The sequence below is a fragment of the Leucobacter luti genome (assembly GCF_004217175.1).
GTDB lineage: Bacteria > Actinomycetota > Actinomycetes > Actinomycetales > Microbacteriaceae > Leucobacter > Leucobacter luti.
Window position 1 is genome coordinate 322533 of record NZ_SHKI01000004.1, and the last position, 24042, is coordinate 346574.

Annotated in this window: 21 protein-coding genes; 4 read left to right on the forward strand and 17 right to left on the reverse strand. The window is 69.6% G+C overall.

Annotated elements, in window-relative coordinates; all coding sequences use genetic code 11:
- Positions 1 to 10: 10 nt before the first annotated feature.
- The 15 genes from EV139_RS07900 to EV139_RS07970 all read right to left on the reverse strand — a co-directional run bounded on the left by EV139_RS07900 (position 11) and on the right by EV139_RS07970 (position 19950).
- On the reverse strand, positions 11 to 1027 hold the full coding sequence (locus EV139_RS07900) for an ABC transporter permease (RefSeq protein ID WP_130453775.1): 1017 nt from the start codon (positions 1025 to 1027) through the stop codon (positions 11 to 13).
- A complete protein-coding gene (locus EV139_RS07905; RefSeq protein ID WP_198677492.1) occupies positions 1024 to 2553 on the reverse strand; it encodes a sugar ABC transporter ATP-binding protein in 1530 nt (509 codons plus the stop codon). The genes EV139_RS07900 and EV139_RS07905 overlap by 4 nt, the downstream gene beginning before the upstream one ends.
- Positions 2550 to 3497, reverse strand: a complete 948-nt coding sequence (locus tag EV139_RS07910; protein WP_130453776.1) for a sugar-binding transcriptional regulator — start codon at positions 3495 to 3497, stop codon at positions 2550 to 2552. Before EV139_RS07910 ends, EV139_RS07905 begins: the two co-directional genes overlap by 4 nt.
- Positions 3494 to 5020 (reverse strand): FGGY-family carbohydrate kinase, encoded by a 1527-nt coding sequence (locus tag EV139_RS07915; RefSeq protein WP_130453777.1) that lies wholly within the window; start codon positions 5018 to 5020, stop codon positions 3494 to 3496. Before EV139_RS07915 ends, EV139_RS07910 begins: the two co-directional genes overlap by 4 nt.
- Positions 5021 to 5043: 23 nt before the next feature.
- The gene (locus tag EV139_RS07920; RefSeq protein ID WP_198677493.1) at positions 5044 to 6087 is read right to left on the reverse strand and encodes a galactitol-1-phosphate 5-dehydrogenase; all 1044 of its coding nucleotides are present in this window, start codon (positions 6085 to 6087) and stop codon (positions 5044 to 5046) included.
- Positions 6088 to 6166: 79 nt separating this feature from the next.
- Positions 6167 to 7156, reverse strand: coding sequence for a substrate-binding domain-containing protein (locus EV139_RS07925; protein ID WP_237464467.1), 990 nt, complete (start codon positions 7154 to 7156; stop codon positions 6167 to 6169).
- Positions 7157 to 7464: 308 nt separating this feature from the next.
- A complete protein-coding gene (locus EV139_RS07930) occupies positions 7465 to 8388 on the reverse strand; it encodes a helix-turn-helix transcriptional regulator (protein WP_130453778.1) in 924 nt (307 codons plus the stop codon).
- Positions 8388 to 9494 (reverse strand): LLM class flavin-dependent oxidoreductase, encoded by a 1107-nt coding sequence (locus EV139_RS07935; protein ID WP_130453779.1) that lies wholly within the window; start codon positions 9492 to 9494, stop codon positions 8388 to 8390. The genes EV139_RS07930 and EV139_RS07935 overlap by 1 nt, the downstream gene beginning before the upstream one ends.
- Complete coding sequence (locus tag EV139_RS07940; RefSeq protein WP_157993018.1) at positions 9491 to 9937, reverse strand: flavin reductase family protein; 447 nt, start codon at positions 9935 to 9937, stop codon at positions 9491 to 9493. The genes EV139_RS07935 and EV139_RS07940 overlap by 4 nt, the downstream gene beginning before the upstream one ends.
- Positions 9938 to 10188: 251 nt before the next feature.
- Positions 10189 to 13743 (reverse strand): Ig-like domain-containing protein, encoded by a 3555-nt coding sequence (locus EV139_RS07945; RefSeq protein WP_130453781.1) that lies wholly within the window; start codon positions 13741 to 13743, stop codon positions 10189 to 10191.
- A gap of 150 nt (positions 13744 to 13893) precedes the next feature.
- Entirely contained in the window at positions 13894 to 14271 is a 378-nt protein-coding gene (locus EV139_RS07950; protein WP_130453782.1) for a hypothetical protein, read from the reverse strand.
- A gap of 451 nt (positions 14272 to 14722) precedes the next feature.
- On the reverse strand, positions 14723 to 16030 hold the full coding sequence (locus EV139_RS07955; protein ID WP_130453783.1) for a M18 family aminopeptidase: 1308 nt from the start codon (positions 16028 to 16030) through the stop codon (positions 14723 to 14725).
- 2 nt (positions 16031 to 16032) lie between these two features.
- Complete coding sequence (locus EV139_RS07960) at positions 16033 to 17565, reverse strand: leucyl aminopeptidase family protein (RefSeq protein ID WP_130453784.1); 1533 nt, start codon at positions 17563 to 17565, stop codon at positions 16033 to 16035.
- Positions 17566 to 17794: 229 nt separating this feature from the next.
- On the reverse strand, positions 17795 to 19189 hold the full coding sequence (locus tag EV139_RS07965; RefSeq protein WP_130453785.1) for an ABC transporter permease: 1395 nt from the start codon (positions 19187 to 19189) through the stop codon (positions 17795 to 17797).
- On the reverse strand, positions 19186 to 19950 hold the full coding sequence (locus tag EV139_RS07970; RefSeq protein ID WP_130453786.1) for an ABC transporter ATP-binding protein: 765 nt from the start codon (positions 19948 to 19950) through the stop codon (positions 19186 to 19188). The genes EV139_RS07965 and EV139_RS07970 overlap by 4 nt, the downstream gene beginning before the upstream one ends.
- Before the next feature lie 227 nt (positions 19951 to 20177).
- Here EV139_RS07970 and EV139_RS07975 point away from each other — a divergent pair, with 227 nt between their 5' ends.
- Positions 20178 to 21227 (forward strand): LLM class flavin-dependent oxidoreductase, encoded by a 1050-nt coding sequence (locus EV139_RS07975; protein ID WP_130453787.1) that lies wholly within the window; start codon positions 20178 to 20180, stop codon positions 21225 to 21227.
- Positions 21228 to 21294: 67 nt separating this feature from the next.
- Positions 21295 to 21738: a MepB family protein gene (locus tag EV139_RS07980; RefSeq protein WP_130453788.1), complete on the forward strand. Its 444-nt coding sequence runs from the start codon at positions 21295 to 21297 to the stop codon at positions 21736 to 21738.
- A gap of 10 nt (positions 21739 to 21748) precedes the next feature.
- Here EV139_RS07980 and EV139_RS07985 read toward each other — a convergent pair whose 3' ends face one another.
- Positions 21749 to 22216: a hypothetical protein gene (locus EV139_RS07985; RefSeq protein ID WP_130453789.1), complete on the reverse strand. Its 468-nt coding sequence runs from the start codon at positions 22214 to 22216 to the stop codon at positions 21749 to 21751.
- A gap of 130 nt (positions 22217 to 22346) precedes the next feature.
- On the reverse strand, positions 22347 to 22733 hold the full coding sequence (locus EV139_RS07990; RefSeq protein WP_130453790.1) for a hypothetical protein: 387 nt from the start codon (positions 22731 to 22733) through the stop codon (positions 22347 to 22349).
- A 145-nt stretch (positions 22734 to 22878) separates the two neighbouring features.
- On the opposite strand from EV139_RS07990, the gene EV139_RS07995 reads away from it, so the two are divergent.
- The gene (locus EV139_RS07995) at positions 22879 to 23355 is read left to right on the forward strand and encodes a GNAT family N-acetyltransferase (RefSeq protein WP_130453791.1); all 477 of its coding nucleotides are present in this window, start codon (positions 22879 to 22881) and stop codon (positions 23353 to 23355) included.
- Between the two features lie 214 nt (positions 23356 to 23569).
- Positions 23570 to 24028: a GNAT family N-acetyltransferase gene (locus EV139_RS08000; protein WP_130453792.1), complete on the forward strand. Its 459-nt coding sequence runs from the start codon at positions 23570 to 23572 to the stop codon at positions 24026 to 24028.
- The last annotated feature ends 14 nt before the right edge of the window (positions 24029 to 24042 follow it).

Genomic DNA, 24042 nt, shown 5'->3' on the forward strand with positions numbered 1-24042 from the left:
TGGTGGTGGGTCAGCGAGCGGCGGCCTGGGCGCGCGCGTCCAAGACCTTGTTCAAAATCAGTGCGAGCACCAGGATCAGGCCGGTCGCGATCATCTGCACGAACGATCCGATCCCCATGAGGTTGAAGAGGTTCTTCAGCACTGAGAGCAGTAGTACGGCGACGAAGGTGCCGCCAACACTGCCGCGGCCCCCGAACAGACTCGTGCCGCCGAGCACCACGGCCGCGATCGCGTCGAGCTCCGCCCCCTGGAATGCCGTGGGCTGGCCGATGGTGAGGCGGCTCGTGAGGAGTACACCGGCGAGCGCAGCCGTGAGGCCCGAGAACCCGAACACGGCTGTCTTCACCCAGTTCACGGGGACACCTGACAGGCGCGCGGCCTCCTCGTTACTACCGACCGCGTAGATGTACTCACCGAAGGTCGTATAGCGCAGGATCAGCGCCGTGCCGATCGTCACCGCGATGAAGACGAGCCCCGTGAGCGGAAGCACCCCCAGGTAACCACCGCCGATGATGGTGAAGGCGTCGGGGAGCCCGGACCCGGCCGGACGGCCGTCGGTGAGCGTATACGCCCACCCCCGCACCGCGGTAAGGCCGGCGAGCGTGACTATGAACGCCGGCAGGCGGATCCACGCCGAGACCGCCCCCATCAGCAGGCCGATACCGATTCCCGCGGCAAGCGAAATGAAGATCGCGAGCGCGATCGGGAGCTTTCCGTCGAGCAAGATCGCGACGAGCATGCCGCTGAGCGCCGCCGTCGAGCCGACCGCGAGGTCGATCCCGCTGGTGAGGATCACGAGCGTCATCCCGATAGCAATGATGCCGGTGAGGCTCGACTGCTGCAGCAGATTCGAGATGTTCCGCACCGTCAAGAAGTCGGGGCTGAGCAGCGCGGCAATCGCGCAGATCACCACGAAGACGATGAGCAGGTTCCCCTTGATCAGCCACCCGGAGCTCCGCTGCTTCCAGGTCCGACGGGCCTCAGCGTCCGTCTGCACCGGCTTCGGTGCGGTCTGCAATGCGTTCATGATGCCTTTCCGCTGATAATCGCGTGACTAATCGTTTCTTCGCTGTCGACGAGCGGGTCAAATTCCCCGATGTTGCGGCCCTCGTGCAGCACGGCGATGCGGTCCGCGTTCGCCATGAGCTCGCCCAGCTCGCTCGACGCCACGAGCACCGCGGCGCCCCGGTCGGCGAGAGCACGCACTTGCCGGTAGAGATCCGCCTTCGCCCCGATATCGAGGCCGCGCGTTGGCTCGTCGAGCAGCAACACCCTGGTGTCACGCGCCAGCCACTTCGCGAGCACCACCTTTTGCTGGTTGCCGCCGGACAGCAGCCCGACCGCCTGCGCGCCGTCGGAGTATTTCACGGCGAGATCGCGCAGGATCGGTGCGGTCAGCGCGGTAGAGCGCTCGCGCGGTCGCAGCCAGCTGGAGCCGCGCAGCGCTGCGAGACCGGCGTTGCGCGCGACGGAGAGTCCGAGCAGGAGTCCCTCGGTCTTGCGACTCTCCGGCACCAGCCCGAAGTGGTAGCGGATCGCGTCCTTCACGGAGCGGATCGACGCAGCCTCGCCGAACACGCGCACGCGACGCGTCGCTGGACGGGCCCCAAACAGTGCGGAGAGCAGCGTGGTGCGCCCGGCGCCGCCCAGCCCCGCGAGGCCGACAATCTCCCCGGCGCGCACCGAAAGGTCTCGAATGTCGATCAGGCCGGGAATCGACACCTCGTCGATGCAGAGCGCCACCTCGTCGGAGAACTCGCGCCGGGCGCGGTGCTCGGTCAGTTCGGCCTTCTTGTCGCCGATCATGTCGGAGATCCACCGGTCGGCGTCAGTGCTCGCAACGGGGTAGCGCGCCGCACCAACACCGTCGCGCAGCACCGTGATCCGCGTCCCGATCGCACGGATCTCGTCGAGTCGGTGCGAGATGTAGATCACCGCCCGCCCCTCGCTCGTAAGGCGCCGGATCACGCCGAACACGTTCTCAACGTCGGCCTCACCGAGCGTCGCCGTCGGCTCGTCCATCACGATGATGCGCGCGTCGGTCGTGAGCGCACGCGCGATCGCGGTCAGCTGCTGATCGGCGATTGCGAGGTCGCCGACGCGGGCGTCCGGCGAGAACATCGCCCCAACTCGGTCGAGCGCGTCCTGCGCGAGTCGGCGCCGCTCGCCGCGCTTGACGATCCCGCCCCGCGCGGGGGTGTGCCCGAGGAAGAGGTTCTGCGCGACCGTGAGGTCGGGGAATAGGTCGAGCTCCTGGTAGATCACCGAGATACCAGCAGCGATTCCGTCGAGGGGTCGCTGCAGCACCACCGGCTCGCCAGCGATCTCGATCGTTCCCTCATCGGGCACGTAGGAGCCGGCGAGGATCTTCATCAGTGTCGACTTCCCCGCGCCATTCTCGCCAAGGAGACAGTGGACCTCCCCGCCGTGCACGTCGAGGTCGACCGACTTGAGCGCAATGGTTCCGGGGAACCCCTTGCGGATGCCGCGCATGCGCAACAGCGGGACCGCGTCGTCTCCTGCGACGGCGTCGGTCGTGAGTGAGTTGGTCACGGGGTGTGCTCCTTCAACAGATTCTTCGCGCAGTCCTCGTCGGTGACGAGCACCGAGCAGGTGCCGCTGCGCACCACGGCGCGACAGACGGGCCACTTTGCGCGGCCGGAGATCACCGCGATCGCCGTGTCGGCGGCCCGCAAATCGGCGATGGTGAGGCCAAGGGTGCGCTCGTTGAGTGACGGGTCGACGATGTTGCCGTCCGCGTCGATGTACCGGCCCAGCACGTCGCCAACGGCGCCGAGCTCGGACAGTCGGGTGATGTCGGCGGGGTCGAGGTACCCGCTACTCACGAGCACGGAGTCTCCGCCGACCGCGCCGGCACTGAACACGTAGGCCGAGGCCTCGCGCGCGGCCTCGAGAATCGATGCGACCGCGCGATCGCCCTCGATCGCTTCGCGGGTGCTGGCTTGCTCAAGGATCGCCGGGCTCGGCAGCAGCGTTACCGTGCCGCCGCCCTTCTGCGCGATTGCGGTCGCGGTGGACGAGGCCATGCCCGCACGACGGTTCACGGTCACACCGCCGTTGATCTGAATCACTTCGATCCCGCTGGTCCAGCCATCGGGCAGGTCGGCGGCGATCTGCTGCAGGGTACGTCCCCAGCTAATGCCGAGGCTGCGCGGTACCGGGCGCAGCGTCGCGAGATACTCCGCCGCGGCGACCGTGGTGCGCTGAAATGACTCGCGCTCGCTCGCGGCCTGTGGCACAACGATTGCGTCGCGCAGCCCGAACACGTTGCGCAGTTCACGCTCAAGCGGCAGCCGCCTGGCGCGCGGGTGAATCACCTCGATCTGCACGTAGCCGCGATCCTTCGCGTAGCTGAGGAGCCGTCCCACCTTCCATCGGTTGATCCCGAGAATCGAGGCGATTTCCGCCTGGTTCTTGTCATCCTGGTAGTACAGCTCCGCGGCACGTACCGAGAGCGTATCGTCGTCCTGCTTCATGCCGGGACCGCCGCTCGACGCTCGGTGGCCGCGGTGGCCGCGGCCAGACGATGGTGTGTGTCCGTGAGCACCGCAGTCGTCTCGCGGTACGTCTCGTAGCCAGCGTCGAGCGCCGCAGCGGCGACCGGATCCGGCTCGACCACCCGACACTCGGGTGTGAAGCGCGCGGCGACCTCCGCCAGCGGCTCCCCGCTGGTCGCGGCCACGCCGAGCGCAGCGAGCGCGCGCGTAGTGAGGTTCTCCCCCGCAACAAGCTGCACCGGCCGGCCGAGCACGTCGGCGGTCGTCTGCAGCCAGAGCGGGTTGTGACGGATCCCCCCTGAGACGAACGTGTCGGTGGTGTCAACCCCCACTGCTTCGAAGGACTCGAGCACCTGCCGCGTTCCGTACGCCACCGACTCGACGGTCGCGCGGTACAGGTGCTCCGGCGTGGTGCCGAGCGTGAGGCCCAGCACAGCGCCGCGCAGCTTCGGGTCGCGCAGCGGCGTCCGGTTGCCCATGAAGTGATCGAGCACAATCAGGCCGTGCCCGGCGGCCGGCACCTCAAGCGCACGCTCGACCAGGTCACCGATGCGGTTGCGCGTGACGCCGAGCACGCGCTCTGAGAGCCAAGACAGCGCGGCACCGGCCGAGATTTGGCCGCCCTCGATCAGCCAGCGGTCCTCGCGGAGCGCTCCGGGGTACGGACCCCAGATCGTCGGGGCGAACACCGGATCCGTGAGCTCCGCGATAAATGCGTTCGAGGTCCCCGCGACGATCGCGACGGGGTTGGCGCTCTGCCCCCAGAGCGCCACGAGCGTGAGGTGCGCGTCGATCCCGCCGGTGACCACGGCGGCGCCGGGCGCGACACCCAGCTGTGCAGCCGCGGCGGCAGTCAGCTCGCCCGCGATCGCGCCCACCGGCAGAATCTCCTGTGGCAGCTTCTCCGACAGTCCCGGCACGCCGAGCTCGCGGTAGAGCTCCTCCGGCAGCCCGCCTTTGCGGTAGTCGTAGTTCCACTTGCACGTCGCGTTCATCCGCGATCCCACCCACGCGCCGCTCAGCTTGAACGTGAGGTAATCGACCGACTCGGCGATGCGGTGCGCCGCCGCGTAGGTCTCCGGCTCGTTGCGCGCGAGCCACATCGCCTTCGGCACCAGCCACTCGGCGCTGTCCGAACCACCTGAAAACCGGAGCGCCGGGTGGTCGAGTCGAGCGGTCTCCGCCGCCTCCTGCGCGGCCCGCCCGTCCATCCAGAGCAGCGCCGGGCGAAGCGGTTCCCCGGCAGCGTCGACCACCACGACGGACGACGCCGTCGTCGCGACGCTGACGGCCGCGACGCGGTCAACGCCCGCCTCGCTCAGCGCGGTCCGTGAGGCTTGCACCGCGGCGCGCCACCAGTCGGTGGGATGCTGCTCGGCCCAGCCGGGCGCCGGGTAGCTGGTCAGGTAGGTGGCTGAGGCGTCGGCAAGCCGTGCCCCGGAGGCGTCGAACACGCCAGCCCGGGCCCCCTCGGTGCCGATATCGATTGCGAGTGAGAACATGCTCCCATTCTTCCTTCGCGGTGTCAGTCTTGATTCGGCATGAAGAGCACCTTCGAGCTGAAGATCGAGCGCTCTCCCAGCTGCCGCATGGTCTCCGGCAGCGCGTCGAGCCCGAGCTCGTGCGTGATCATGAATTCCCACTTCAGCGAGCCGTCAGCGAATGCGCGGGCAGACTCCACCCATTCCCGGCCGGGGAACGGCGCGGAGAACGAGTTCCAGCTGCCGTGCAGCGAGGCCTCGCGGCGAAGGAAGTGGCTGAACGTGCCCTTTTCGAGCTCGACCGGTGTGTGCGGGATCCCGATAAACACCGCCTCACCGTGGCGGGCGGTCAGCTGAGTGGCGAGCGCCACGGTCTGGGCTGCGCCTGCGGACTCGATGATCACGTCGAAGCCGCGGCCCGCCTGCGCCAGCGCCTCCTCGGAGTTGTTCGCGGTCATCGTTGCGCCGGCCTCACGGGCCATTGCCGCCTTCTCCGGGCTCAGGTCAACCGCGAGCACCTCGGTGGCCCCGAGCAGCCGAGCCCACTGGATTGCAAAGAGCCCGATCGGGCCGGCGCCGGTGACCGCGACCCGGCTTCCGGGCCCCAGCTTCGTGCGGTAGATCGCGTGCAGCGCGATCGCAGACGGATCCATCATTGCTGCCGCGCGCGGGTCGACGCCCTCGGGCATCGGGAACGCGTTCTTCGCGTTCACCGCGACGAACTGTGCGTACGCACCCTCCTGCCGGCTCCCGAAGTAGCCGTAGTCCTCGCACAGGCTGAACTGTCCGTCCTTGCAGCTGTCGCACTCGTAGCACGGGATCAGCGGGGGCACCGTGACGAGCTGCCCGATCTCAAGCCCGGTGACCTCGGCCCCGAGCTCAAGGATCGTGCCGGAGAACTCGTGGCCGCAGATGATCGGCGTGTAGTAAGCGCCGGCGAAGTTCATGCGGGGAATGTCCGATCCGCACACGCCGCACGCCTCGACCCGCACCAGCACATCGCCGGCAGTGATCTCGGGGACGGGCACCTGCTCCACTCGGATATCGCCGGGCTCGTGCATCACGGCAGCGGTCATCAATCGCGTCATGTTCTTTTCCTTCAGGGCAGCGAGTTGGGGTTCATGCGGCGGTCGCGGCCTGCCCGCCGCGACCGCCGCGCTCACGCGGTTACTTCGATTCGGCGAACAGGGTGTCGCCGACGTAGTCCGCGGCGTTGTCAGCGGTCACAAGCTCGGTGCCGGCGTCGGTCTCGGCATCAACGTCTTCGCCGGCCGCGGCCGCGAGAGCGACCCCCGCCGCTGTGCTGCCGAGGGAGATCGGGTCGTTCAGCGAAGTGGCGATGTACTGCTTCCCTGAAGCGATCGCGTCGACCGCTTCCATGAGACCATCGACTCCCGCGACGAGCACGTCGTCTCGACCGCTCTCGCGCAACACCTGCAGCGCGCCGAGCGCCATGTCGTCGTTGTGTGCGTAGACCACCTTGACGTCGGGGTTCGACTGCAACAGATCCTGCATTGCAGTGACCGCGTTCGCGCGGATGTACTCCGCGTACGGGCCCATCACTATGTTCACCGAGTCGTCGCCCTCAAACGCCTGGTGGAAGCCCTCCGAGCGGTCCATCGCCACGGTGCCGCCCGCGTCACCCTGAATCTCGATGATCTTGCCGCCCGCGTCGCCGAGCGTCTCGCGCACAGCTTCGCCGACGAGCTTCCCCATAGCGACGTTGTCGCGACCGACATGGGCGATCGTGCCCTCCGCCGAGCGGTCCACTGTAACGACCGGAATGCCCGCCGCCTTCGCGGAGGCAATGCTCGGCGCGATGCCCTGCGGATCAACCGGGTTCACCAGCAGCACGTCGACGCCGCGCGTGATGAGATCCTCGATGTCGTTGTTCTGCTTGGTGACGTCGCCGTTGGCGTCAACGTACTCGAGCGAGGCGCCCGACTCTTCCGCGGCGTTCTTGACGCCCTCGCCGAGCTCAACGTAGAAGGGCGACTGCTGAGTCGCCTGGCTGAAGCCGATCGAGATCTCGCCGGATCCTGCGCCGCCGTCCGAGCCGCTCCCGCCTCCGGGCGTCGTCGACACCGAGCAGCCCGTCAGCATGAGTGAAGCCGCCGCAATCCCCGCGATGAGCAGCCCTGTTTTCCGTAGTTTCATCTGAGCCTCCTTGATCAGTAACTGATGTCCCTGAGGAAGCGTATGGGGCGCGATCTGAGCCGAGCAACTTTTGAGCACCCCGCCGCTCACATGAGCAAGAGCTGATCTCGCGGGCGCTCAGATGAGCAGCGGGTGCGCGGGGTCGGACTGGATGGTGGGGCGTGGCGCGACGTGGCGCGGCTGGGGCCGAGTGGAGGCAAAACTCCCTGTCAGGGGATCCGAAAGGGGCGTTTGGCGACACTCAGCGAGCGCGGGACCGGGCGGGACGCGCACGCGAGCGCGGGCGGGCAGAAGCGCGGGCGCGAGCGCTACTCGCGCAGCTCGGAGGGCCGCACACCGAAACGAGCCGCGAAGTAGTGTGAGAACCTTCCGCAGTGCGGGATCCCCACCTCCGCCGCGACCGCAGCGATGCTTGGCGCCAAGCGTCCCCGCCCGTCGCGCAACAGCGCCCACGCCCGGTCAAGCCGGGCCTGGCGCAGATACTCCTGCGCGGTGCAGCCGAGGTGAGCCTGGAATGCGAGCTGCAATTGCCTGGCCCCGATCCCCACCGCGGTACCCAGCTCCGCGAGGGAGACCGGCTCAGCGAGATGCCGGCGCAGGTGCCGGACCGCGTGAGCGAGGTATGCGGGAGGCGAGCTCGATCCCGCGGAGGTCCCGGAGCTCGTGTAGGGCGCGAGGCCGATCATCACCCGATCTACAAGCAATGCCGGATCGCCGGCTGGGCCGCGCGCGTAGTCCGCCCACGCGCGCCGCAGCGCTGGCCCGCCCTGCACCGGGAGCGGCCGGGGCTGTGCGAGGTCAATCGTGATGTCGCGCTCGTCCCCGTACCCCACGCGCAACGCCGCGGTCAGATCTTCGAGCGCCACCGCGCCGACGAGGGCGCCGGCGTCTGGATCCGGCACCATCCTCGTCTCTGCCGAGGCCGAGAGGGCAAACGGCGCCGTGAGCTCCGCAGCGGTGCCGGTGGTCTCGACGCGCATCGGGCCAAGCGGCACAACCAACACCACGTGGTGCCCCGTTGGCGGCGCAACCACGCACACTCGCGTCGCGTACGCGACGTAGACCAGAGACAGCTCCGCCGCCCGCAACCCGTTCACCACGCCGTGCGGCCGCCCCGGCTCCTCTCCGTGCACCGCGTGCCCGTACCCGGTGAGCGAGCCAACGGCGTCGCGCAGCCGCCCCGGGCTTGCAGCGCGCGCCAGCGGGTAGTCGGTCAGCAGCGGGAGCGGCATTACTCTCGCGGGAGGCGCACACCCATCCGTTCGAGGATCGGCATCACCTCGCGTCCAAACTGCGTGACCTCGCGCGTGTAGTCGACGAACGCGAGCGTCATCCCGTCAAACCCGGCGTCGCTCACCGCCCGGATCTGCTCGGCAACTTCCTCCGGGGTACCCACGACCGGCAACGAACCGTGTCCGGAGGCGAAGCGCGAGCGCATGGTCTGCAGCATCTCAGGGGTGAACGACTGCGCGTGCATTCCCTGCAGGCCCATCAGGTAGTCGACCGCGCCCCAGTCAGCGTGCTCGTCGGCGTAGTAGGCGAGGTAGTCCTCAGCCTCCGCGCGAGTCTCCCGGCACACCACGTGCCCAAGGGTGAGCACGCCGACCTCGCGCTGATAGCTTGCGCGCGCCTGCTCCTTCATAGTGCGCACGATGCCGGCGCCCGTCTCAGCGTCGGGGATGATCGTGAACGCGAAGTCAGAGAAATGTGCGGCGAAGTCGCGCCCCTGCGTCGAGGACCCGGCGTTCAGGATCGGCACCCGCCCGCCGCGCGGCTTCGGTTCGGTCTCGCTGTCCTTGAGCTGGTAGAACTTGCCGTCGTACTGAAATTTCCCCTCGGCCGCCCAAGCGCGTTCAATCACGTCGAGCCACTCCGCGGCGAAACCGTAGCGATCGTCGTGCGCCTCGGGCATTGGCGCACCGAGCGCCTCGTACTCAGGCAGGTTCCAGCCAGCAACCACGTTCAGGCCCGCGCGGCCGCCCCCGCCGATCTGATCGAGGGTAGCGATCTGCTTGGCGACCACCATTGGGTTATTGAACGCCGTGTGCACGGTCGAAAACACGTTGATACGTTTCGTGCTCGCGAGGAGACCCGCGGCCCACACGATCGGATCGAGCACTGAGCCGTGGAAATTCGTCTCCCCTTTGTATCCGATGAAGCGGGCAATCGGCAGCAGGAAGTCGATGCCGGCGGTCTCCGCGGCTTGCGCGAGCGCCAGGTTGTCTTCCCAACTGGCGCTCCAGCGTTCAGGGATAGTGGTAACGGCGAGGCCGCCGGAGCAATTCGGGGAGAAAAGGCCGAGCTTGAAATCTTCGCCATTGAGGATGTCGCGGTTCATGATTCTCGTTTCTGTGCGGGGTGGGTGATCGCCGTCGGCCGCCCGACCATGAGGTCGTGGTCGCCGATCTCGATCCGCTGGTGAAGCACGCAGTCAAAGCGGGTAGGGAGCTCGGGGAACACCGGATCACCGTTCGCGTTGTGCGCAAACCGAAGGCCGGCGAACTTGTCGCCACCGCGCCGCGCGAACGCCGCGACGAGCGGGTGGTTGAGGGGCTCGGGGATCGGCGGCAGCACGTGGAGCGCGTAGGATCCGGCCGCGCGCCAGCCCGCGATCGATGATGAGCCATGGTCAACGGCCCAGCTGATCAGGGGCGGAGCGAGCGAGAGCGAGGCGAACGAGTTGCAGATCAGCCCGATCGGCCTGCCCTCCGCGTCCAGGCTCGTGACCAGACACATGCCGGTGCGCCACTCGCGCATGGCTGCCTTGAAATCGTCACGCATCTTTGTCCCTTTCCCGCGACGCTGGTTGAAGGTGTGTGACAAGGATGCCCGGTGCGCTGGAGAAACGCTATCCGGAATACGAAGTCTCTGCGCCCCCATCGAGCCCTGCACCGCTGGTCTCCGCGCCGACGCCCCGCATATCCGACCCGGTAGCGCGCCTCCGACCCGGTTCGCGGGATCCGTGCGTCTGAGAACCGGGTCGGATGTGAGGGATCAGGTCGGATCCGGGGCAGTGCTGGGTGCGGGGCGAGCTACGCGGCGCGGCGGCGCAGCGCCAGCAGCACCAGCCCGCCCAGCGCCATCAGCGCGGCCGCGGCCCCGAGCGCGAGCCCGCCCCGCGCAGCCCCCGTCGTTGCGAGGCCCTCGCCGTGCTCGGCCACGGTCCCGGCGACGGGACCACCACCGGTCGGTGCGCCGCCGAGACCAGCGGCCGCGCCGGACCCGGCATTCCCGGAACTATCGCCCCCGGGGCCCTCTACCGACCCAGCGTCCCCCGGCACGGTCTCCCCAGCATCGCCCGGCGCGGTGTCATCAGCCTCGGTCTCCTCGGTCCCCTCGGGAGCAGTCTCCTCGGTCCCCTCGGTCCCCTCGGTCTCCTCGGTCTCCTCGGTCTCCTCGGGTGCAGTTTCCTCGGTCTCCTCAGGCACGATCTCCTCCGGGACCACGTGGGTCAGATCCGCAGACACGTTGCCGCTGGGGTCGGTCGCGGTAATGGTGAGGATGGCGCCCGGGGCGGGGGCCACGGACAACTCGATCACGAACGCCCCGTCGCTCCCGACCATGACCTCGCCGAGAACTGTGCCGTCCTCGCCGCGCACCGCAACAGTCGCGCCCGGCTCACCGGTGCCGCGAAGCACCGCATCGACGAGCCCGTCGACGACTGGGGTATCGGGGCTCTCGGAGTCCACGGTGAGTGGCGACACCTCGGAGGTATTTCCCGCGGCGTCCCGAAGCTCCACGAGCAACTCAGTTCCGTGCGGAGCGGCGGGATCGAGGGTGACGCTGAAGGTTCCCTGGTCGGCCACGGTCCCGGTGCCGATCAGTGTGCCGGCCGTATCACGCACCACGACGGTCGCCCCGGGCTCGCCGTGGCCGGTCACGATCGTGCCCTGGGTGGGCGCCACAGCTGGAGCGTTTGGCGCCGCGGCGTCGACCACAATCGTGACGGGCGCGGAGGTGTTTCCGGCGGCGTCACGCGCCGACACCGCGAGCTCAGCGCCGTGCTCGGCACTCGGTGCGATCTCGATGGAGAACTCGCCGCGCTCGTTCGCGACCCCGGTTGCACGCACGGTCCCGTCCGGATCCGCGATCACAACGGTTGCCCCGGGCTCGGCCGTCCCCGTCACCGTGGCGCCACTGGTCGGCGCGGCGTCGGGAGCATCCGGCGCGACAGCGTCAACGACCACCACGGTGACGTCCGACGCGTTGCCCGCAACGTCGGTGAGCACCACGCGGAGCTCGTCGCCGTCGAGCGCGGGGGCTGTGAGCTCGACCGAGAAGCGGCCCTCTGAGTCCACGCTTCCGGTTGCGACGGTTTCACCGAGGGCATTCGTGACGGTGACCGCGGTGCCCGGTTCGCCGGTCCCCACGACGACCGCGCCGGCGGATGGAGCGACGACGGGGGCGTTCGGGGCTTCCCCGTCCACCCGCACGGCGGTCCCGGGGCCCTCATTGCCGACGCGGTCGGTTACGGTGGCGTGGAGCACCGTGCCGTGTACGACAGCGGGATCGAGCACGATCGTGAAGGCGCCATCGGCGGGGATCACGATGCGCGTGATCTCGGTGCCGGCTGCGTCGCGCAGCGAGAGCGCGGCGCCTGGCTCGCCGGAACCCGAGACGCTCGTGCCGTTCGAGGGGTGCAGGATCGGTGCGGTCGGTGGCGTCGCGTCCACCCTGAACGGTTGGATGTCCGAGCGATCGCCGGATCCGTCGGTCGCGTAGGTGGCCAGGAATCCGGTGGGCTGCGGCGAGGCGTACTCGATCCGCCAGTCGCCGTCGGCGCCGACCACCGCGGTCCCCACGACCTGGTCGTCAAGGTTTTGGTAGGTAATCACGATGGTGGCGCCGGGGGTCCCCTTGCCGGTGGCAACGGTTGCGCTCGACAGGATCCCCGTCGGGGGTGCGAGCACAACGAGTTCGCGCAGTTCAATGGTCGCCTGCGCGGCCGCCGGTGCCCCGCCAAGCGTGAAGACGACCGTTGCGGCGCCTGGCGTGGTCCCGGAGACGGTGGCGGAGTAGCTGCCGTCACCGTGATCCGTCGTGGCGCTCACGGTCCCGAGCGACGAGTGAATCCTGACGGATTCGCCGCCGCTCGTGCGCGGGTTGTCGAAGCGATCCCGCAGCTGCACAGTGACCGTACTCGCGGTAATGCCGTCTGCGCGAATCGCGTCGCGGTCGACCGTGAGCGTCGAGTTTTCGAGAGTGGCGTCGCCAGCGACGAACGCGAGATGCAGCATCTCGGCCCCCTCAACCCCGTTGATTCGCACCGACACCGTGGACCCGCCGACACGCTCAGAACTCAGCGCAAAGGCATAGGTGCCGTCGCCGCGGTCAGTCATGTCCGTCAGCGTGCCGAAGCTGGTATCGAGCTCGATCGTGGTGTCCGGCCGGTACAGCGCGTTGCCGTCACTGTCACGGGTGGTGACAATAATCTGAAATCCGCCCTCAGCGTCGACCACCAGCTGAGCCGCGTGTGCTGCAAGTGTGGATTCCTCGGGCGAGACGTTCCCCAGCACGGTTGCGTCGAGCGTCGCCGACCGGGTGTGGCCGCGGTCGGTGATCTCCCGGGCCGTAAACGTGCGGGCACCTGCGGGGGCTGCCGCGTCGGGCACTACGGTCCACTGCCCGCCCGGGTTCGTGTACGCGGCGCCGAGTTCGACGCCGGTATCGTCGCTCAGCGCGACAGTGGAGCCTGGCTCCCCAGTGCCGGTGAACGCATCGGTATCACTGATCGCGGTGCCCTCGGCCGGCGTGAGGTAGCTCAGCTGCGTGGCCCAGTACATGAATGGCTCACCTGTTGAGACGGCACCGTCAACCGCGGTGTACGTGGGGGTCAGGATGTCCGAATACCCGGGGTGGGGGATCGACCAGGCGCCAAGCTTCCCAGCGGCCCGCGCCGAGCCGACCTTCACGCCTCGCGAGTCTGCGATCGACACCACAGTGCCGGACGGTGCGGTTCCGGCGAGGTCGGATCCGTCTTGACCCGCGGTCACGGCATTCTGGATATCAGTGACGGAGGTGGCGCGTGTCCAGATCAGCCCGGGGTACGCAGCGCCGTCGACCGTGAGCGTGGCCGCGGCGTTCTGAAACGTGTCGAGCGGCGCGCCCACGGGGAGGAACATTGGGAGCATGACCTCCATGATGTGTCCTGGCCCCCAGTTGGTCGCGGTGAAGGTGCACTCGATATGACTGGCCGCCGCCGAAACCGTGCAATAGTCTTTCAGGAGCTGCACGCCCGCGGTCTGCGGTGTCCACACATTTGAGAAGTACGACGATGCGGTGACCGAGCTGGACTCGTGGTACTGCGCTCCGGGAACCGCCTCCGCGGCAATCGTGAAGGCGCCGTTGTAGTTTTCGCCGCTCGTGTTGGTCCAGTAGGTCTTGGCATAGACGGCGGTTCCAGCGGCACCGCTCGGGGACATGCCGGCCTTCGGTGCGTCGGCGTACGTGCTCGTAAAGAGCGCCTGCTCCTGCGCGTGCGCCGGCACGGCGACGGCAGCGAGGCCGCCCGCGACAAGCGCGCCCGTGGCGATCGATCCAACGATCCTGACGCCCGAGGCGAATCGTGAGAGAGAGTTCTTGGACATTTCAGTGCTTTCTGGGTCGGAGCATGATGGGGTGCGCGCACGGATCAGTGCGCCACCGGTGCGGGGCTGTAGCCGCAGCGGTGCAGGGCGAAGCAGCGCCCGGAGCCGCGGTGTGCGGATCCGGGACGCCGGAGTACGGGGCGAGCGCGGCTAGCGCTTGGCGACGCCGTAGGTCACGAACGCATCGTCACCGTGGCGCTCGAATCCGAGCCGGACCGCGTGAGAGCCGTTCGCGAGTGAGACTGACCGGCCTACGCCCCCGCCGGTACTGCCGATCTCCACGAACCCGGCGTCGCGCAACTCCTGCAGCGCGTCCGCGAGGGCCGTGGCGTCCTCCGCCGGAGCTCGCAGCGCCCAGAAATCGTGCTCAGACTCGATCAGTTCCGCCGCGGCCGGCACGGGAACCGTGCTCGGAAACCCCGCGGGAAGATCTGCCGCGGCTGCGGAGCTGCATCCGGCAAGTGGGACGAGCAACGCTGCGCTGGCGAGAAGGTGGGCTGAACGAGAGCTGGGGCGTGTGAGGCGCATACATCCTTCGGGTGGGGATCGGTGTCTACGCTTCAATTCTCGCGGGGCCTCCGGATCCGTGGCTGCGGGCCGGGCAATGTCCGTGCTGATCCGCTCCTCCCTTGCGTGCCCACCCGCAGCCCCTGCGTGGAAGGGTGCGTCGGATTGGGCGTGAGGTTCCCCTTACCCTCAGTAGTCTGCACTGCACCCCGCCGCGCTGCACCCCGCCGCGCGGCACTGCACCCCGCCGCGCTGCGCCCACCTCACCAGGCTCGAGTGTAGGCAAAAGGGCCCTTCGCGATTCGCGAAGGGCCCTTTTGCCTACACTCGGCGGGGTCGGCCTCAGGGAGGGGCTCGGAGTATAGTTCGGTGGGGCTGCGGCAGCTGCAGCGGGGCGCAGCGCTGCCGCGCACACGCAAAAGCGCCCGGGATGCGCGGACGCACACCCCGGGCGCTCAGTGCAGCCCCGCGCTCAGGCCCCCGCGAAGAACGCGCCGGTCACGCGCGCGAGGCCGTGGAGGTCTGCGACGTGCGCGAGCTCGCGCGCTGAGTGCATCGAGAGCAGGGGAACCCCCACATCAACCGTGCGGATCCCGAGCCGCGTCGCCGTGATCGGGCCGATCGTCGACCCGCAGGGCACGGTGTTGTTCGAGACGAACTCCTGCGTGGGCACCTCGGCGTCGGCGCACGCTCGTGTCCAGAGCGCTGCACCGTGCGCGTCGCTCGCATAGCGCTGGTTCGCGTTGACCTTGAGCATCGGGCCGCGGCCGGCGAGCGGGCGCACGTTGGGGTCGTGCTTCTCCGGGTAGTTCGGGTGCACCGAGTGCCCGGCATCGGCAGACACGCACCAGGACGCGGCGAGCGCCTGCGCTTCCTCGTCGCGGGTCGCGCCGAGCCCGGCGCGCAGCCGCCCGAGCACATCAGCGAGGAACGGGCCCGCCGCCCCGGAGCGCGTCTCGGAGCCGAGCTCCTCGTGGTCGAACGCGGCGAGCACCGCAATGGTGCCGGGCGCCGGCTCGGTCTCGAGCAGGGCAACGAGCCCCGCGTAGGTGGAGCTCAGGTTGTCGAGGCGCGGGGAGGCGAAGAACTCCCTCGTCGCGCCGATCCGCTGCGGCGGCTGCGTGTCGAAGAGGCGCACGTCCGCCCCCGCAATCTCGTCGGGCGCGAACCCGGATCCGCCCGCACAGCCCGCTTCGCTCAGCAGGCCGGCGACCGAAACGCCCTCGGCGCTGTCCCCGACCGCCAGCACCGGCTGCACGTGGCGCTGCTTGTTGAGCGTGAGCCCGGAGTTTGCCTCGCGGTCGAGGTGGATCGCGAGCTGCGGGATCCGCGCCACGGCTCCCGTCTGCACCAGGCACTCGACCCCGTTGCGGGTGACGACTCGGCCGGCGATGCCCAGATCCCGATCGAGCCAGGAGTTCAGCAGCGGCCCGCCGTAGACCTCAACGCCGGCCTGCGCCCAGCCGTCTGCGCGGAAGTCGGGGTGCGGCTTCAGCACGAAGCCGGGTGAGTCGGTGTGCACGCCGAGCACCCGCACGGGACTCGTCGCGGACACGCGGGATCCGGCTCGCCACGCGATCACGGCGCCGTCGCGCACCACGAAGCCGCTCCCGCCGGCCGCGAGCGGCTCCCACGGTGCGTCCTCGGCGTGCGACGCGAATCCCGCCGCCGTCAGCTGCGCCGACACCTCGTGCGCAGCGTGGTACGAGGTGGGTGCCGCCGTCACGAAGGCGGCGAAGGTGCTGATGTAGGCGTCGAGATCGCGCAGCAGGCCGGTCACGGTTACGCTCCCGCGGGGGCGACGAAGTCGTCGGCGAACTGCACGAGCAGGCGCGCGCCGAAGCCGGTGGACCCCACCGAACGCCACAGGTCGTCGCTCTCGGCCTGCATGGTGCCCGCGATGTCGAGGTGACCCCACGGTGTGCCGTCGACGAACTCGTCGAGGAACAGCGCCGCGAGGATCACGCCGGCGTACTGGCCGCCGATGTTCGACAGGTCCGCGACGTTCGACTTCAGCTGCTCGCGGTAGCGGCGGTCGAGGGGGAAGCGCCAGATGTTCTCGTCGGTGAGGTCGGCAGCGGCCTGCAGCTGCTCCGCGACCTGGTCGTTGTTCGCGAGCATGCCGGCGGTGCGCGTGCCGAGCGCCGCCATGACGGCCCCGGTGAGGGTCGCGATGTCGACGATCGCGTCGGGGCGGCGATCCGCGACGCTGGCGTCCTCCGTGGCGAGCACGAGGCCGTCGGCCATCACGAGCCGGCCCTCGGCGTCGGTGTTCTTCACCTCGACGGTCTTGCCGCCGCGCATGGTGAGCACGTCGCCCAGCTTTGTCGCGCTGCCCGAGGGCATGTTGTCGGTGCACATCAGCCAGCCAGTCACGGCGGTCGAGACGCCGAGCTCGCGCAGCGCCGTCATGCTCGCGAACACCGAGCCGGCGCCCATCATGTCGAACTTCATGGCGGCGTGCATCGCGTTCGACGGCTTCAGGCTGATCCCGCCCGAGTCGTACATGATGCCCTTGCCGATCAGGGCGAGGTGCCCGTCGGCGTCGGCCGGCCGGTAGCTCACCTTAATCATGCGCGGCTCTTCAATGCTGCCGGCGTTGACCCCGAGCAGCCCGCCCGTGCCGAGCTCGATGAGGGCGGCGCGATCGAAGACCTCGACCTCGAGGCCGAAGTCTGGGGCAAGACGCTCGATCACCTCGGCGAACTTCACCGCACTGAGGTGGCGCGGCGGCGTGTTCGCGAGGTCACGGGCGATCGCGGCGGTGCGAGCAAGCACGAGGCCGCGTGCGACACCGGCCTGCGCGGCGCTCTGCGCATCGCCGGGCACCGCGAGCACGAGCTCGGTGAGCTCGACCGTCTTCGGGTCGCTCTTGAGCGCATCGAAGCGGTAGCGCGCGAGGAGCGCGCCCTCGGTTGCGGCGAGCGCGGCCTCGTCGGCGGCGATTCCCGCGAGGAGCGCGTCGCTCAGGTCGAGCGCGAGGCTCGGGGATTCGTGGGCGGCGCGGGTGAACGCGGCGACCGCGTCGCGCAGCCCGGCGCTCGTCTCAAGGCCGGCACCGGTGCCGACGAGTACGCAGAGCTGGGCGCCCGGCAGCACGATGGTCTGGTTCTTCGCCCCGGTGAACCCGGCCGCGGCGAGCGCGTCCCGGGTGACCCCCGTGAGGCACTCACAGTCTGGCAGGTCTCCCTCGGCCGGCACGAAGCAGGCGCGCGCGGGGGCGGCCGCAACAGCGGCCGCGTCGGCGACGCGAACGTCGACCGCGCGGGTCAGAGAAGGGACGGGATCGAAACTGGGATCAATCACAACGCTCATGGAGCCAGCCTAGCCCTGCTGGCTCAACCGCGCCTGGGGCGCGGGCCCGCGCGTCTCGAGCGCGGGGCGGCGGTCCGGCGCGCCTGCGCCCGCCGGGCCGAAGGGACCGGCGCGCCTGCGCCCACCGGGCCGGGCGCCGGGCGGCGGACGCCGGCCCGGCGCTCCAGCACACACGGCGGGCGGCAGTGCGGCAGCGCGGGCCGACTAACCGCCAGCCCGCTCCCCCGGGTCAGTCGATCGCGAGCGCGACAACCGGGGAGACGCGGATCGCGCGCCGCGCCGGGGCCACCGCGGCCGTGACCGCGAGCGCGAGGCCGAAGACCACGATGCCGGCGATCACGGGCCAGGGGATCGTGGGCCACGCGAGCCCTGCCTGCGAGCCGAGCAGCGACTGCGCCGCCGCCCAGCCGTAGAAGATCCCAAGCACGAGCCCGAAACCGAGCGCCGCGAGCGTCATCTGCGCACTCTCGGCGATCACCATGCGGCGCACCTGCCCGCCCGTGAAGCCGAGCGCTCGCAGCAGGCCGAGCTCGCGGGTGCGCTGGAGCACGCTCAGCGAGAGCGTGTTCACCATGCCAACGGCGGCGATGATTGCGGAGAACCCCACGAGGCCGGTGAAGACGGCGGTGGTGATCGCGAGCGACTCGTCGAATGCGGCGGCGAGCGCCGGATCGTTGTCGAACGCCATGAGCGTCATGCTGCCGTAGGTGTCGAGCGCGACCGCGAACATCGTGACGAGGGTGACCCCGATCACGAGGCCGATCGTCGCCCTGGCGCTGCGCTCGGGGAAGCGTGTGGCGTTGGCGGCGGCGAGGCGCGCGGTGGGCCCCTGCCCGAGCACCTTCCCCGTGAGGCGCAGGATCGGCGGCATGATGACGTGCGCGCCGAGCGCAATCCCGGTGAACGAGAGCAGCCCGCCGAAGAAGGCGACGAGCAGTGCGAGCGGGGTGAGCAGGCCGAGCAGCAAGCCGAGGGCCAGCAGTACGGCACCGAGGATGATGAGGATCATTGCCCACACGGTGCGGGCGGTGCGGCCGCGCGCGGCGTCCGGGCGCAGCTCGACGGCGGCGCCCGTCGCCGCGATCGGCGACACGGATCCGACACGGCGGGATCCGGCCCAGGCGGCCACCCAGGTGGTGAGCACCACGACGCCGATTGCGCCGATCGTCAGCGGGTCAAACAGCGGGTAATCGCGGCCCTCGGGGAGCCAGCCGAGCTGTGGGCCCCAGGTCACCGCGGCGAACGCGAGCGCGAGCGCGAGCAGCCACCCGATCGCCGCGCCGATGGCGCCCATCGCGAGCCCCTCGGCGGCGACGCGCGAGCGCACGCGCCGCGAGGTCGCACCGACGAGCCGCAGGAGTGCGATCGTGCGCGTGCGGCCGGCGATGATCGTGGCGAAGGTGTTTGCGGTGACGATCGCGCCCACGTACAGGGCGATCACGATGAACACCCCAGACACCATGAGCAGCACGGCCCGGAAGGTGCCGGATGCCTCGAGCAGGTCTGGGTCGAGCGCCGCGGTCATGATCCCGGTGAACAGGATCAGGGTGGCGGCGAAGAGCGTGCTGAGCGCGGCGACGATGACGGTCGCCCCGTGCTCCCTGATTCCGGCGCCGGTCTTCATACCGCCACCGCTTCGAGGCCGAGCATCGCGGAGGAGATCTGCTCGGGGGTCATCGGACCCCGGTCCGCGACGATGCGGCCGTCGGCGAGGAACAGGATCCGGTCCGCGTGGCTCGCCGCGACCGGGTCGTGCGTGACCATCGCGATGCTCTGCCCCTGCTGCACTACCGCCGCGCGCAGCAGCCCGAGCACCTCGCGGCCCGTGCGCGAGTCGAGCGCCCCGGTGGGCTCGTCGGCGAAGATCACGTCGGGTTGCGTGGCGAGTGCGCGCGCGATCGCCACGCGCTGCTGCTGTCCGCCCGAGAGCTCGTGCGGACGGTGGCTCGTGCGGCCTGAAAGGCCGAGCGCGTGGACGAGCGCGCCGATGCGCTCGCGGTCGACGGCGGAGACGCCGCGCCCGTCGAGTTCGAACGGCAGGCGCAGGTTGCCCATCACGTCGAGCGTGGGGACGAGGTTGAACGACTGGAACACGAAGCCGATCCGGCGTCGGCGCAGCCGGGTGAGCTCGGCGTCGCCGAGGTGAGTGATCTCGTCGTCGCCGAGCCAGACGCGGCCCTCGGTGGCGGTGTCGAGCCCGGCCATCACGTGCATGAGGGTCGACTTCCCGGATCCGGACGGCCCCATGATCGCCGTGAACTGGCCACGCCGGATCCCGATCGAGATGTCGTCGAGGGCGGTAACCCGGTGGTCCCCGCGCCCGTAGTGCTTGCTGAGGTTGGCGACGCGCGCAACCAGACCCATGTCGCTCGATTGAATGTCCATGCTTCGACGCTACGAGCGCGCGGCCGGAGGCGGATCCGCCCTGGGTATGATCAGGGTCGTCCCCCGGTGCCGTGTGCGGTCGGCACCCCGGGCTCACCGGGGAGCGTGTGCCCGCCAGCGAGCGGCGCCGAACCCGGCTGGCCGAGACTCCGGCCCAGGTCAGTGGCGGCATCGGGATCAAACTAGATGCGCAGGAATATAAATCTGCGGCGCGTGTTTCACTCCACATGAGAGCATTCGGATTCCTGTCATTCGGCCACTACGGCCCCGTCCCCGGCTCGCGCGTGCGCACCGCCGGCGACATGCTGCGCCAGACGATCGAGCTCGCCGAGGGCGCCGACGAAATCGGTGTCAACGGCGCCTACGTCCGCGTGCACCACTTCGCCCGGCAGGCGGCCTCGCCGATCCCGCTCCTCACCGCGATGGCGGCGCGCACCAAGCGCATCGAGGTGGGCACCGGTGTGATCGACATGCGCTACGAAAACCCGCTCTACCTCGCCGAGGAGGCGGCCGCACTCGACCTCATCTCGGACGGGCGACTGGCGCTCGGCGTGAGCCGGGGATCACCCGAGACCGCGATCCGCGGCTACGAGGCGTTCGGCTACCACGGCTCCGAGGATCCGCGCGGCGCCGACATCGCCCGCGACAAGTTTGAGCTCTTCATGAGCGCGATCGAGGGCGACGCCCTCGTCGACAGCGACCCGCAGATGGCGCCCCCGGGACGCCTCGCGATCGAGCCGCAGTCCCCCACCCTGCGTGACCACGTCTGGTGGGGTGCGGGATCCCGCGACACCGCGGAGCAGACCGGGCGGCAGGGCCTCAACCTCATGAGCTCAACCCTGCTCACCGAGGCGACCGGCGAACCCCTGCACGTGCTTCAGAAGGATCAGATCGATCGGTTCCGCGCCGCGTACAAGGCCGCGGGCCACACCGGGGCGCCCCGCGTCTCCGTGAGCCGCAGCGTGTTCCCGATCGTCACCGAGCAGGACGAGCTCTACTTCGGGCTGCGCGGCCGCGACGGGCAAGACCAGGTCGGCATCATCGACGGCATGCGCTCCACGTTCGGCAAGACCTACGCGGACACCCCCGACAAGCTCATCGAGCAGCTGCTCGCCGACGACGCGGTGATGGCGGCGGACACCCTCATGCTCACCATCCCCAACCAGCTCGGCCCGGAGTACAACCTGCACATCATGCAGGCGTTCGCCGAGCACGTTGCCCCGGCGCTCGGGTGGAAGCCGAACACGGAGGGGCCGGTGGTGGGAGACGCAGTGTGACCACTCACCCAGCTGCCGCAGAACCGCCGTTTCCGACGGGGCTGCGACAGCTGGGTACGCTCGGTGAATGATATTTTCAGCGTTCGAGCGGTACCAGCGGCGCATCGGGGCCGAGCCGGCTCACGTTCTCCCCGAGGAGCAGAGCAGCGACTACGAGTCAGGTCTGGCAACGATCGGATCTGGCACGTGGCGTATCCGAACCGCACGAATCACGCCCACAAAGCCGGGGGCGTTCGTGGCCGTGTGGCGACGCTCGCCGTCGGGGGCGACCGAGCCGTTCGAGAGTTCCGACGAGTGCGCCGGCCTCATGGTGTTCGTGAGTGACGCGGACCGGTTCGGGGTGTTCACGTTCACGCGGGAACACCTCACGAAGCTCGGTGTCGTGCGGTCCTCGCGCGCCCGAGGAAAGCGCGGGTTTCGGGTGTATCCCCCGTGGAACACGAACTTGAACGCACAGGCGGCTCGCACCCAACGCGCCCAAGCGGACGCGTTCGCTGACCTCACGGGGTAGCGGCAGCGCGCTACTCGCCCCGATCCTCGCCGTCCTCTTCGTACTCGTCGTCCGCTTCCCACTGTGGGGCCGTGAGTTGCTGCGTCTCGTCCCGCGGGCTGAACCAGACCAGGGCGGTGTAGACCACGGCCGCCAGGCCGAGCGCGCCGAAGATCGGACCGCCGCCCACCCAGAACCGCTGCAGCCCGGCGAAGGACACGCACAGCGTGGCGGCCGCGAGAGTCCCGGAAAGCCTGAAGAGCAGCCCGGTCCGGTGTGCCACGAAGAGGCGGATCCAGCGCCCCAAAACCAGGGTGGTCAGTGCGGCCACGATCGCGTAGGTGGGGGCCGCCATCGACCACCCGGGGTCGCCGTCGGCACTCCAGTGGAGCACGAGTCCGCTCGGTGGGGCGGCGAGCCACCCCAGCCCTCCGGCGAGCACTGCGACGCCGACCTCGGGGGCGATGTCGGCGATCCTGGCGTCCGGACCCGCACGCATAACTCTGACCCTACACAAGGGATCGGAGCCTCGCAGGTCGGGGCCCGGTCGCCCGGGCCGCGCGAACTGCGCGCCGAATCTCGTCACCGCCCGGGCCTCCGAAGCAGCGCCACCCGGCGGCTGCCCCTCACTATTCGTCGGGCGAGGCTGCGCCCCAGAGCTTCACCGCGTCACAGACCAGCCGGCACGAGGCATCCGCGTCGGCAACGGACAGGTACAGGCGATCGAACGGGTCCCCGCCATCGATTCGGATCATCAACGCCGGTCCGGCCCCAGAGACGTTCAAGTAGTTCCGCTCTCCCGATGGGTGAAACGTGCCGCTCAGTTTCCCGAATGCGTCGAGCCCGGGGCCGCGCCAGCCAGTGGGGACACGCTGCGGATGAGGTTCGACGCCCACCTCCGCGATCCGGTCAAGTGGGACCGTGATGCGTTTCCGAAAGCCCCAGACCCGGTCCATGCCGCGCGGGATCACCACGAACGCACCGTCGGCCACGCTCAGCGTATTTCGATTGCTCACTGCCGCCCCTGCCAAGCTCGTCCCGGTCGCTGCCCCATCCTCACAGGTGCGCGCTACCCGCGCAAGGCCAGCCCGCACGAGCACGCATCGCCGCGTCGAGACGCCGGTGACGCTCTCGGCCGATACTCGCGGCTAGGCTGAGCGAGTGCCTATACATCTCGTCCCAGTGACTCCCGAGCAGTTCGGCCTCTGGATCGAGCGCTGCTCCAGCGCGTACGCGGCAGACCTCGTCACGCTGGGCAGCTCCGACGACGAGGCGCGAATTCAGGCGCGGGCGACAATTGCGGGGGCGTTCCCGGAGGCGCGAGCCGCCGCCGACAATGCGGTCTTCGACTTGGTCGACGGCGAAGGCGTCACCGTGGGATACGTCTGGGTAGGAACTGACCACTCCGACGATCCGCGGGCCTGGTGGATCTGGGACATCGCCGTCGAGCCGGAGCACCGCGGCCGGGGGTACGGCAAGGCTGGAATGCGCCTCGCCGAGGAGTACGCGAGTTCCCTCGGAGCCTCAACGCTGGGTCTGAGCGTGTTCGGGTTCAACAGCTCGGCTCGCGGCCTGTACGAGTCGCTCGGTTACGAGACGACGAGCGTGAAAATGCGCAAGACGCTCGTCCACGACTAGCCTAGAGTCCTTGAGCGGGGCCAGGCCAGATCAGGCCAGGCCAGATCAGGCCAGGCCAGGCCAGGCCGCTGCCGCACGCGGCCGCGGAGGGACCGGGACCGCGCGCGGAGGGACCGGGACCGCGCGCGGAGGGACCGGGACCGCGCGCGAACGCACGCGGTCATGACGCCGCCCATATTCTGCGCACCCAGCGCGGCGATGCGATACTTGCCCGGTGCACGAACAGGACCACCCGCTGACACTCAGGCCCACGCTCGGCCCCGCTGAGTACCCCGCGCTGGTCGCCATCTGGCGCAGCGCGGTGCTCGCCACCCACGACTTCCTCGCCGGCTCAGACTTCGAGCGCATCGAACAGAACCTCGCGGCGGCTTACTTTCCTGCGGTGACGCTTCTCGTCGCGGAGCGGGGCGGCGTGCCGCTCGGGTTCGCGGGGGTTGCCGACGGCGGGCTGGAGATGCTGTTTGTGTCGGCCGCTGCCCGCGGCTCTGGGATTGGGACCGCACTCCTCGCGGAGGCCGTCTCCCGCCACAGCGTGACCAGGGTCGACGTGAACGAGCAGAACGCGGGCGCGCACCGGTTCTATCTGAGCCACGGCTTCACACAGATTGGCCGCAGCGAGCTCGACGGGGACGGTCGTCCCTACCCGCTTGTGCACCTTGCGCTTCGGACCTGAGTCGGGGTGGGAGC